This is a genomic window from Herbaspirillum sp. B65 (assembly GCF_000333555.1).
In the GTDB taxonomy this organism is placed as follows: domain Bacteria; phylum Pseudomonadota; class Gammaproteobacteria; order Burkholderiales; family Burkholderiaceae_D; genus Herbaspirillum; species Herbaspirillum rubrisubalbicans.
This window is the reverse complement of the sequence record NZ_BADI01000382.1, coordinates 1-10,147: the sequence shown is the minus strand read 5'-3', so window position 1 is coordinate 10,147 and position 10,147 is coordinate 1. Positions and strand designations below refer to the sequence as shown.

Here is a 10,147-nt window from a genome sequence, read left to right as displayed (position 1 = left end):
CTTCCGCGCCTCATCTTGAGGCTCTCGGACATATCGGTTTCGTAACGCTTGGCCAGGTGCAGGGGGCGCTTGGTATCGGTCATCATCAACTCCACCATGCGTCCGAGATAGGCATTGCTGGTGTAGGAGAGGAAGGGCAAGGGCGCCTTGGAGCTGCCCGGGAACACGTAATCGGGCTTGCCATTGCGGTCGCAGCGCGCATAGGGACGCATGGTCTCGGTGCCCATGGTCAGCATGTCGTAACGGCTGGCATCGAGTTGCACCGGCTGGCGCGGATGGTGATAGCACAGCAGCAGGTCGCAGCCGCCTTCGACGATGGTCATCACGGCATCATGCACGTTCAAGGCGATCAGGCGGGTATTGATGGCGCCGAAGCCCGATTCCAGCGCGCTCAACCACTTGGGCATGTAGGTCAGCGAGAGCGTATGCGGCACCGCGAAGTCGATGGTGGTCTGGGCCGTGGGCCGCTTGCCGCGCAGCAGCGCCCGCGTATTGTTGATCTGCCCCAGCATGGCCACGGCCTGTTCGTAGAACACCTCGCCGGCGGCGGTCAGGCGCGTGGGGTAGGAGGTGCGGTCGATCAGGTCGCTGCCCAGCCAGGCTTCCAGTGACTGGATACGTCGCGAGAAGGCCGGTTGCGTCACATGCCGCAACTCCGCCGAACGACTGAAACTGCGCGTTTCCGCCAGGGAGACGAAATCCTCAAGCCATTTGCTTTCCATTGCCTGCCCACTTCCGTTCTAGGTCGAATGCGCGCATTGTGCCGCTGCGCCTGCGCCGACGCAAGCGGCTCTGTGCCGCGAAAAACTAGCGACGCTGGGCCGGCATCAGCACGCTGGGTTCGGCATCGGCTTCGATGCCAGGCGCCGCCGATGGCGGCACCGGCAAAATCGAACCGCCCCCTTCTTCCGCCCCGGCCTGCTGACGCAACCACATCTGCGCATACAGACCGCCGGCCAACAGCAGCCCGGCATGAGTACCGCGCTCGATGATGCGACCATGATCCATCACCAGGATCTGGTGCGCATTGACGATGGTCGATAGACGATGCGCGATGACCAGGGTCGTGCGTTCGCGGGCGATCTCTTCGAGCTGTTGCTGGATCGCCTGCTCGGCGCGTGAATCCAGGGCCGAGGTGGCTTCGTCGAAGATCAGGATGGCCGGGTCTTTCAACAAGGTGCGGGCAATGGCCACACGCTGCTTTTCGCCGCCCGACAGTTTCAGGCCGCGCTCGCCCACCATGCTGGCATAGCCCTCGGGCAGCGATTCGATGAAGTCGTGGATATAGGCCGCCTTGGCCGCCGCCACGATCTGCTCGCGGCTAGCGCCCGGCTTGCCGTAGGCGATGTTGTATTCGATGGTGTCGTTGAACAGCACCGTATCCTGCGGCACGATGCCGATGGCCTGGCGCAGCGACGCCTGGGTGACATTGCGCAGGTCCTGGCCATCGATGTGGATGGCGCCCTGATCGACATCGTAGAAGCGATACAGCAGGCGCGACAGCGTGGACTTGCCCGAGCCACTGTGGCCGACCACGGCGGTGGTGGTACCGGCCGGCACCGTGAAATCGACATCGAAGAGGATCTGCCGATTGCGCTCGTAGCTGAAATCGACATGCTCGAAATGCAGCTCGGCGCCCTGCGTCTTCAAAGGATGTGCGCCCGGTCGGTCGGCCACTTCGCGGTTCTCTTCCAACAGTGCAAACAGACGTTCCATGTCGGCCAGGCTTTGCTTGATTTCACGATAGAGCACGCCCAGGAAATTGAGCGGAATGTAGAGCTGGATCATGAAGGCATTGACCAGCACCATATCGCCCAGGGTCATGCTGCCATCGATCACACCAGCAATGGCGCGCCACAGGATCAAACTGACCGCCAGGGCGATGATGGCCGATTGCCCGGTATTGAGCAGCGACAGCGAACTCTGCGACTTCACCGCCGCGCGTTCGTAGCGCTGCAGACCTTCGTCATAGCGACGCGCCTCGAATTCCTCGTTGCCGAAATACTTCACCGTCTCATAGTTGAGCAACGAATCGATGGCGCGGCTATTGGCATGTGAATCCAGTTCGTTCATGGTGCGGCGGAAATGCGTGCGCCACTCGGTCACCGTGATGGTGAAGAGGATGTAGAGCACCAGCGCCCCCGCCGTGATGACGGAAAACCAGATGTCGTAATGCGTGGCCAGATAGGCCAGCACCAGCACGATTTCGATGAGGGTGGGCAGGATCGAAAAGAGCGTGTATGACACCAGCGAGGAAACGCCGCGTGTGCCGCGTTCGATGTCGCGCGACATGCCACCGGTCTGGCGATTCAGATGGAAGCGCAGCGACAGCGCGTGCAGGTGGCGAAACACCTGGAGCGCAATGGTGCGCACCGCGCGCTGGGTGACGCGGGCAAACATCAGTTCGCGCAATTCGGTAAAGAGCGCGGTGGCCAGCCGCAAGGCACCGTAGGCCACCAGCAGGCCCAGCGGCAACACCAGCAGCGCCTGCGGATGGGCCGGCGTGATGGTCATGGCGTCCACCAGTTTCTTCAACACCAGCGGCACGCCCACGTTGGCCAGCTTGGCCCCCACCAGAAAGGCCAGCGCCAGCATCACGCGCCACTTGTAGGTCCACAGATAGGGCAAGAGCGTCCTGACCACTTCCCAGTCGCCGCGCTGGCGTTTGATGGGAGCTTGGGGCGAGGCGGAAGAATTGGGATAGCGGCGCATGGGCGGATCACAAAAGAAAAGGACGGCACGCGGCGGGACAGCAAGACCACAACATCCGATACACTAGGCCCTTGCCGCGCCTGCGGGCGCAAACCCGAATTATAAGAGTCAACCCGGCTGGCCGCCGGACTTCACGTTTTAGCAAGGAGCCCCCATGTCATCCACCGTCTCCCAACTCCCGCCCGGCAAGGCTCCGCAACTGCGGGTCGTGCCCATGCCCTCGGACGCCAACGTCTATGGCGACGTCTTCGGCGGCTGGATCATGGCCCAGGTCGACCTCGCCGGTTCGCTGCCGGCCACGCGCCGCGCCAATGGCCGGGTCGCCACCATTGCGGTCAATTCCTTCCTGTTCAAGAATCCGGTGTTCGTGGGCGACCTGCTGTCCTTCTATGCCGACATCGTCAAGGTCGGCAATACTTCCATCACCGTCAATGTCGAGGTCTATGCCGAGCGCAACCGCTTGCAGACCGAGATCGTCAAGGTCACCGAAGCCACCCTCACCTACGTGGCCACCGATGAAAGCCGCAAGCCGCGTCCGCTGCCGCCGCTGGATCCGGCACTATAAGTGACATCTGCTGAAGTGAAAATTTTTCAGCCCACAGGGCCGGATTGCTCCGTATCGTGATGCCTGTCTGCTCCTTACCCTCTTCCTAATGACCATGACTTCATCAAGCCGCCCCACCGTCCTCATCGTCGCCCGCCTGCCCCAAGCTCTGCTGGACCTGCTGCAGCAGAACTTCACCTGCCACAACCTGATCCTCGATGGCCTGAGCGAACAACAACTGGCCGCCATCGCCCCGCAGGTGCGCGCCATTGCCGCCAATGGCGAAGCCAAGGTCGGACGTGAATTCATGGCGCGCTTCCCGGCGCTGGAAATCGTTTCGGTGTTCGGGGTTGGTTATGACGGCGTGGATGTGCCGGCCGCCCGCGAGCGCGGCATCCAGGTCACCCATACGCCCGACGTGCTCAACGATGACGTGGCCGACCTGGCCATTGCGCTGATGCTGGCCGTGGCGCGCAAGGTAGTGCGGGCTGACCATTTCGCCCGCAGTGGCCAGTGGCAGAACGGCCCCTTCCCCTTGACCACCAAGGTCAGCGGCGCGCGCCTGGGCATCGTCGGGCTGGGCCGCATCGGGCAAGCCATCGCCAAGAGAGCGGCGGCCTTCGACATGCAGATTGCGTATCACAATCGCTCGCGCAAGGACGTGCCTTACACCTATATGGAAGACATCGTCTCGCTGGCCGCGGCGGTCGATTTCCTGGTGATGATCACCCCCGGTGGCGCCGGCACGCGCGCGCTGGTCAATGCCGAAGTGCTGGAAGCACTCGGCCCCCAGGGCTATCTGATCAACGTGGCACGGGGCTCGGTGGTCGATGAGACGGCCCTGATCGCCGCCCTCCAGGCTGGCAAGATCGCTGGTGCCGGCCTGGACGTGTTCGCCAACGAACCGCATATCCCGGCCGAACTGGCCGCGCTGGAAAACGTGGTGCTGACCCCGCACATGGCCAGCGGCACGCTGCTCACGCGCACGGCCATGGCGGAACTGGCGTTCACTAATCTGCAGGTCCACTTCGACGGAAAGCCCGTGGTAACGCCGGTTCCTGAATAAAGCTTCATACAGGCAAAAAGCCGCTGCCGGGTTGCGCCGGCAGCGGCTTTTTGTTGATGGCTTAGGGGGGAATGGTTTCAGTGCCGGGAGTTTCTCGCCAGCGCAATGGAATGCGGTCGCCCGGCTCGTGTCCATTCATGCTTTTAGAGAAGATCAATAAAAGCTTGTGAGAACAGAGGCTTCCAGTTTCTTCTGAGGGCTAATCATCCCATCTTCCTTTTGCAAAAGCCGCTACTGCTTTGTCATCGTCATAGTCTTCCAAAAAACCATGGACAGCTAATCCGAGTTTGAGAAAGATACTCGTGCCAGTTCTTGCAAGAGGCGCATCGTCCCAATCATGTAGAACCTTAAAGGCATATCTACCCGGAACTTCGAACAATTTGAGTCCATTCAATTGGACATTTGGGAGATTGGGAGACAGGCCAATCTCTACTAATCCGTCACCCGTGTCCGAGAAAGTTAACTGCAAGCCGTTATCGCTCCAATATTCTCTTGATTCATTGAAGAATCGGCTTTTCTTTGTAGATGATGGTGCACCTAATATTTGATGAACCTCTTCCCGAGTCATTCCAAACTTGAGCGGTCCGACGCCAACGTAAGACGTAATGATATGTTCTTGCATGACGGTCTAAAAATTCAACGTTGATACGCGCTCACGCTTTCTTTATAGAGATCGATAAGAGCTTGTTAGATCAGAGGCTTCAATTTTCTTCTGATGGCCAATCATCCCATCTTCCTTTTGCAAATACTGTCACCGATTTATCATTATCATCGTCGTCCAAAAAGCCCCCGGCAGCTAGTCCGAGTTTGAGAAAGATACTCGCGCCAGCGATTGTAAGCGGTGCGTCGTCCCAATCATGCAGAACCTTAAAGGCATACGCTCCCGGAACTTCGAACAATTTGAGTCCGTTCAATTGAACATTTGGGAGATTGGGATACAGGCTAATTTCTAGCAATCTTTCATCCGTTTCCGAATAGGTTAGTTGCAAACCATTCTCGCTCCAATATTCTGTTAATTCTTCAAGGAAGCGGCATTTCTCCACGGATAAAGGGGCACCCAATATTTGATGAACCTCTTCCCGAGTCATTCCAAACTTAAGCGGCCCCACGCCTACGTAAGACATGATGATATGTTCTTGCATACTAAATCTCCTAAGGCAATAAACCGTGCTTTTCCAGACATTTAAAATATTCCAGCATTTCCAGCATCGCTTCGTTATATTTTCGCTGATCCCCCACCTTCTTAGCTATCTTTCGCACATCACTGATTTCAACAACCATCGCTTTACGCCATTGTTTTTTCTTGATGAGATTTCCGACCTTCTTTCGATAGAAAGCAGCTTTCTTTAAGTATCCGTAACTTGATGTGTTTTTATGATCGAGAGGGTCCATTTGAATTGCCGGACCTTCATTGCGCTTCAACGGGCTGACGCGATCAGTTGGCATGTGATGCGAATCTTTTCCGTCCTTAGCAGGCTTGCTCGTCTTGCCATGTGCGCCCCCTCGATAAGGCCCTTTACCACTTCCCTGTCGCAAATGATCGCAAGGCCCCTTTGGCCTTTTCTTTACGGTCGTATCCTTGCCACCACCCTTGCCTCCGGCACCCGCCTGGGCTGCTTCCTTTGCTTGCTTAGCTTCTCTAGCCGCCTTCGCTGCATTGACATCCTTCGCGAACTTGGCGGTTTCCTCCGCTTCTTTTGCGGCCCTCGCGGCCTTGAGCGCCTCTTCAGTCTCGCGAGCTCCCTTCGCGCCTCGTTTGGCCGCTCCTACACCTTTGGCCATGCCTACTGCGCGCTTGGCGACCTTGCCTACCGTCGTGACGACTTTGCCGCCGGGTATCATGCTGGCCGCGGCAATACCTGCTTCGGTGTAGTCGCCCTCCGCGGTGTAGATTGCCGCGTCGATCGCACCCGTGATGACCGACAACCCCGGAACGAAACTGGCCACGCCCAGCACACCATGCACCCAGGGGCTGGATTTTTGCCAAAACGTTTTCTCGGCCGCAGTCTCTGCCTTGACGGCTGTGTTGGCGCCGCCACCGTGCGGCTCGATGCGCGTGGCTGACCTCTCAGCCTGTTCGAGGATGACTCCTTTGGTCGTCATGCCAGCTCATCCCGCGTCATGTCGAACGGGAGGCACGGCAGGTCTCCGAGCTCAAGTCTGGCTTGATCAGTCATGATCTGAAGACTGAGCGTGAAGTCACGTGATCGCCACTCGCTAGCGTCAAGCTGGTTGGCGAGCAATGCAGATAGGGGGGCGTCGTTATACGAGAAAATCCGCCGCAGAATGCGGGCGTGTTGATAGCCTGAAAGCAGCTTTTCCAGACCCGGGGGCGCTTGGATCATGCGAGGTTCCTGTGTTCATCAAGTGTCCCTCCCTGATGTCACACCGGCGCGCATTCTAATTTTTCCCTGTTGAAACTTGCAATTGTATATACCGACGATGTCCTAAAGACCTTGAAGACCTGCCCAAAGGGGAGTCACCCAGCTATGCGTCGAGCCAAGCCTGCATCGACGATTGCAACAAGCAAGGTATCAAATCAAAACTAAAAGGCCTGAGTCCAGTGCGATACCGGACTCAGGCCTTCGTGTAGCAATTTTACGGACCAAATGATGAGATCAGATTACGGCAGCGGCTTTTTCATCGGTATTCAAACCGCTCAGGCCGCCTGTTTCTGCGGCGCCTTGGCAGGATCGTCACGCAGTTCGCGGCGCAGGATCTTGCCCACGTTGCTCTTGGGCAGTTCATCGCGGAACTCGATGTACTTGGGCTTCTTGTAGCCGGTGAACTGTTCCTTGCAATAGGCCATCAACTGCTCGGTGGTCAGCGACTTGTCCTTGCGCACCACGAAGAGCTTGACCGCCTCGCCGGTATGTTCGTCGGGCACGCCCACGCAAGCACATTCCAGCACCCCCGGGTGCTGCGCCACCACGCTTTCGATCTCGTTGGGATAGACGTTGAAGCCGGACACCAGGACCATGTCCTTCTTGCGATCCACGATCCTGGTATAGCCGCGCGCATCCATGATGCCGATGTCGCCGGTCTTGAAGAAACCATCCGGCGTCATGACCTTGGCCGTCTCATCGGGGCGCTGCCAGTAACCCGGCATCACCTGCGGCCCACGGATGGCGATTTCACCCGGCTGGCCCAGCGGCAGCGGCTGGCCATCGTCATCCAGGATGGCGATTTCGGTGGAGGGCAGCGGCAGGCCGATGGTGCCGGTGTAGTCATCGATGGTGCAGGGATTGGCACTGGCAATGGGCGAGGTCTCCGACAGGCCATAGCCTTCGATGATGGGGCAGCCGGTCAGCGCCTTCCACTTGTCGGCCACGCCCTTTTGCACCGCCATGCCACCGCCCACGCAGCAGCGATAGCCGGAGAAGTCGAGCTTGGCGAAGTCGGCATTGTTGAGCAGCGCGTTATAGAGCGTATTGACCGCGGGGAAGGTGTTGACCTTGTATTTGGCCAGTTCCTTGACGAAGCCGGGAATGTCGCGCGGGTTGGGGATGAGCAGGTTGAGCGCCCCTTCGCGCGTGCCCAGCATGTTGCAGACCGTGAGCGCAAAGATGTGATACAGCGGCAGCGCGCAGACGAATACCAATTGGTCGATGGGCTGGCCCGACTTCAACGCCGGGGTCAACCATTGCTCGGCCTGCAGCACGTTGGCCACCAGGTTGCGATGGGTCAGCACCGCGCCCTTGGCCACGCCGGTGGTGCCGCCAGTGTATTGCAGGAAGGCGATGTCGTCCGGGGTCAGCAGCACTGGTTGCAAGCTCCGGCCTTGGGCCTGGGACAGCGCGCGGCTGAAGCTGATGGCATTGGGCAGCGACCAGGCCGGCACCAGCTTCTTGACGTGCCGCACCACCAGGTTGACGATGGCGCCCTTGAGCGTACCCAGCAGCTCGCCCATGCTGGCCACCACGATGTGCTTGATCCGGGTATGGGCCACCACCTTCTGCAACGTGCAGGCAAAGTTTTCCAGCACGAAGATGGCTTCGGCGCCCGAGTCCTTCAACTGGTGTTCCAGCTCGCGGGCGGTATAGAGCGGATTGACGTTGACCACCGTATAGCCGGCCCGCAGGATGGCGGCAATGGCAATCGGGTATTGCAGCACATTGGGCATCATGATGGCCACGCGTGCACCCTTCTGCAGGCCCAGTCCCTGCAGCCAGCCACCCAGTGCGCGCGACATGGCATCGAGCTCGCGGTAGCGCAGATACTTGCCCATGCAGACGTAGGCATTGCGGTCGGCATGTTTGACGAAAGCTTCATCGATCATCTGCACCAGCGAACCATAGGGGCTGGGGTCGATGTCAGCGGGAACGCCCTGCGGGATACGATGCAAGCCAGAATCTGTCCATAGTGGGTCCTCTGTCTCCGGTCATAACGTGCGCTGAAGCTGGGGCGGTGAAACGATGCCACCGCATTGGCGCGCACAGCAAAAAAGCCCGACTGTTTTTTTATTTACCGCAGATGCTATCCAGCATTCGAGCGCGGAGCAAGCTTTTTGCTCCCCAAATGCGAGAAATTTTGCAAATTAGTACCCGAATTGGCGCCGGATCGCGGCGACTTCGCATTCAGTTTTTATACGCAAACTGCGCACAGGGAGCGGCAAAACCATCCGGCATGATACGCCGGGACACTGTCCCTGGGCCGTCTTTTGGTGCAGGAAGGAAAGATTTTCCCCCTCGCCTTGCTGCGCCGCAAGGGGGTATCAGGCGCGCACGCCTCAGTCCGCCAGGGCCGGCTGCGGCAGTTTTTCCACCTGCACCAGCACGTCATAGAAGGTCGGGGCATTGCCCATGTCGGTCAGGCGCTGGCTGGTGACTTCATTGGCGTTCTTGCCATCGGCGGCGAACTTCTTCCACCAGATCGACAAGCCCACCACCAGGCCCGGGCGCGCCTTGTCGGTGACCCGCACGCGCGCCTGCATGGCACCCCGGTCATTGAAGATGCGCACCGTATCGCCGTTGACGATGCTGCGCGCGGCAGCGTCCTGCGGATGCATGTCCAGGTGCGGCTCGCCTTCGGTATCGCGCAGGCTCTGCACGTTGACGAAGGACGAATTGAGGAAGTTGCGCGCCGGCGGCGAGATCATCGCCAGCGGATACTTCGCGCCCAGTTGCGGATTACTGGCCACCGATTCATAGGGCGGGATATAGGTCGGCAAGGGGTCCAGCCCCGCTGCCTTCATCTGCTCGGAATAGAACTCGCACTTGCCCGAGGGCGTGGCAAACCCGCCCTCGGCAAAGGGTGCCACCGGTACCGCCAGGCGCTGCCAACCTTTCTGCTTCAATTTTTCCCAGTCATAGTCGCCGCTGCGCGGATCATCGCGACGGAAGGCCACGGCGGCCAACTGGTCGTCGCTGTCCTTGAAGCAATCTTCGGTGAAGCCCATGGCCGCAGCCAGCAGGCGGAAGATTTCCGTATTCGGCTTGGCCTCCCCCATGGGGGCGATGGCGGCGTTGTTGGCCATGATGTAGACGTGCCCATAGGAGGCGTGCACATCGATGTGTTCCAACTGGGTGGTGGCCGGCAAGAGGATGTCGGCATAGTCGGCGGTATCGGTCTGAAAATGTTCCAGCACCACCGTAAACAAATCCTCGCGGGCAAAGCCTTGCGCCACCTTGCCGGACTCGGGCGCCACTGCCACCGGATTGGAGTTGTAGACGATCAGTGCTTCCACCTTGGGGCCGAATGCCGGCGATGCGGGTCGCAACAGGTCATCGCCGATGGTGCTCATGTTGATGACGCGACTGGGCTGGCCATGGCGCGCAGCCAGGTCGGGACGGCTCAAGGCGGCCATATCCTTGGGGAACTGTCCG

General features: G+C 59.3%; 9 protein-coding genes and 1 pseudogene. 2 read left to right on the top strand and 8 right to left on the bottom strand.

Annotation, left to right across the window (positions count from 1 at the left end; translation table 11 throughout):
• The coding region (locus I5W_RS09325) for a LysR family transcriptional regulator (protein WP_044529012.1) at positions 1-722 on the bottom strand (722 nt) is incomplete at its 3' end.
• 85 nt (positions 723-807) lie between these two features.
• On the bottom strand, positions 808-2,712 hold the full coding sequence (locus I5W_RS09320) for an ABCB family ABC transporter ATP-binding protein/permease (RefSeq protein ID WP_044529011.1): 1,905 nt from the start codon (positions 2,710-2,712) through the stop codon (positions 808-810).
• 154 nt (positions 2,713-2,866) lie between these two features.
• Here I5W_RS09320 and I5W_RS09315 point away from each other — a divergent pair, with 154 nt between their 5' ends.
• Together I5W_RS09315 and I5W_RS09310 are read left to right on the top strand one after the other, a co-directional pair.
• On the top strand, positions 2,867-3,277 hold the full coding sequence (locus I5W_RS09315; RefSeq protein ID WP_044529010.1) for an acyl-CoA thioesterase: 411 nt from the start codon (positions 2,867-2,869) through the stop codon (positions 3,275-3,277).
• A 94-nt stretch (positions 3,278-3,371) separates the two neighbouring features.
• Complete coding sequence (locus I5W_RS09310) at positions 3,372-4,322, top strand: 2-hydroxyacid dehydrogenase (RefSeq protein ID WP_026052084.1); 951 nt, start codon at positions 3,372-3,374, stop codon at positions 4,320-4,322.
• Between the two features lie 199 nt (positions 4,323-4,521).
• On the opposite strand, the gene I5W_RS29655 is transcribed toward I5W_RS09310, so the two are convergent.
• The 6 genes and pseudogenes from I5W_RS29655 to I5W_RS09285 all read right to left on the bottom strand — a co-directional run.
• Positions 4,522-4,944 carry a DUF7738 domain-containing protein gene (locus tag I5W_RS29655; RefSeq protein WP_083893505.1) on the bottom strand — a complete coding sequence of 141 codons (423 nt, stop codon included), beginning with the start codon at positions 4,942-4,944 and terminating at the stop codon, positions 4,522-4,524.
• Positions 4,945-5,023: 79 nt separating this feature from the next.
• Complete coding sequence (locus tag I5W_RS09305) at positions 5,024-5,464, bottom strand: hypothetical protein (protein WP_044529009.1); 441 nt, start codon at positions 5,462-5,464, stop codon at positions 5,024-5,026.
• Between the two features lie 10 nt (positions 5,465-5,474).
• Positions 5,475-6,425, bottom strand: coding sequence for a hypothetical protein (locus I5W_RS33275; protein ID WP_252716963.1), 951 nt, complete (start codon positions 6,423-6,425; stop codon positions 5,475-5,477).
• Positions 6,422-6,667 carry a hypothetical protein gene (locus I5W_RS09295; RefSeq protein WP_044529008.1) on the bottom strand — a complete coding sequence of 82 codons (246 nt, stop codon included), beginning with the start codon at positions 6,665-6,667 and terminating at the stop codon, positions 6,422-6,424. The genes I5W_RS33275 and I5W_RS09295 overlap by 4 nt, the downstream gene beginning before the upstream one ends.
• A 314-nt stretch (positions 6,668-6,981) precedes the next feature.
• Positions 6,982-8,683: pseudogene (locus I5W_RS09290) on the bottom strand (long-chain-fatty-acid--CoA ligase).
• 368 nt (positions 8,684-9,051) lie between these two features.
• Positions 9,052-10,147 (bottom strand): molybdopterin-containing oxidoreductase family protein (locus tag I5W_RS09285; RefSeq protein WP_044529007.1); only part of this gene is annotated, 1,096 nt, incomplete at its 5' end.

Bases quoted from the DNA above. Each gene is read 5' to 3' on its own strand.
- I5W_RS09310 (WP_026052084.1), top strand. From the start codon at position 3,372: ATGACTTCATCAAGCCGCCCCACCGTCCTCATCGTCGCCCGCCTGCCC.
- I5W_RS09305 (WP_044529009.1), bottom strand. From the start codon at position 5,464: ATGCAAGAACATATCATCATGTCTTACGTAGGCGTGGGGCCGCTTAAG.
- I5W_RS29655 (WP_083893505.1), bottom strand. From the start codon at position 4,944: ATGCAAGAACATATCATTACGTCTTACGTTGGCGTCGGACCGCTCAAG.
- I5W_RS09315 (WP_044529010.1), top strand. From the start codon at position 2,867: ATGTCATCCACCGTCTCCCAACTCCCGCCCGGCAAGGCTCCGCAACTG.
- I5W_RS09295 (WP_044529008.1), bottom strand. From the start codon at position 6,667: ATGATCCAAGCGCCCCCGGGTCTGGAAAAGCTGCTTTCAGGCTATCAA.
- I5W_RS33275 (WP_252716963.1), bottom strand. From the start codon at position 6,425: ATGACGACCAAAGGAGTCATCCTCGAACAGGCTGAGAGGTCAGCCACG.
- I5W_RS09320 (WP_044529011.1), bottom strand. From the start codon at position 2,712: ATGCGCCGCTATCCCAATTCTTCCGCCTCGCCCCAAGCTCCCATCAAA.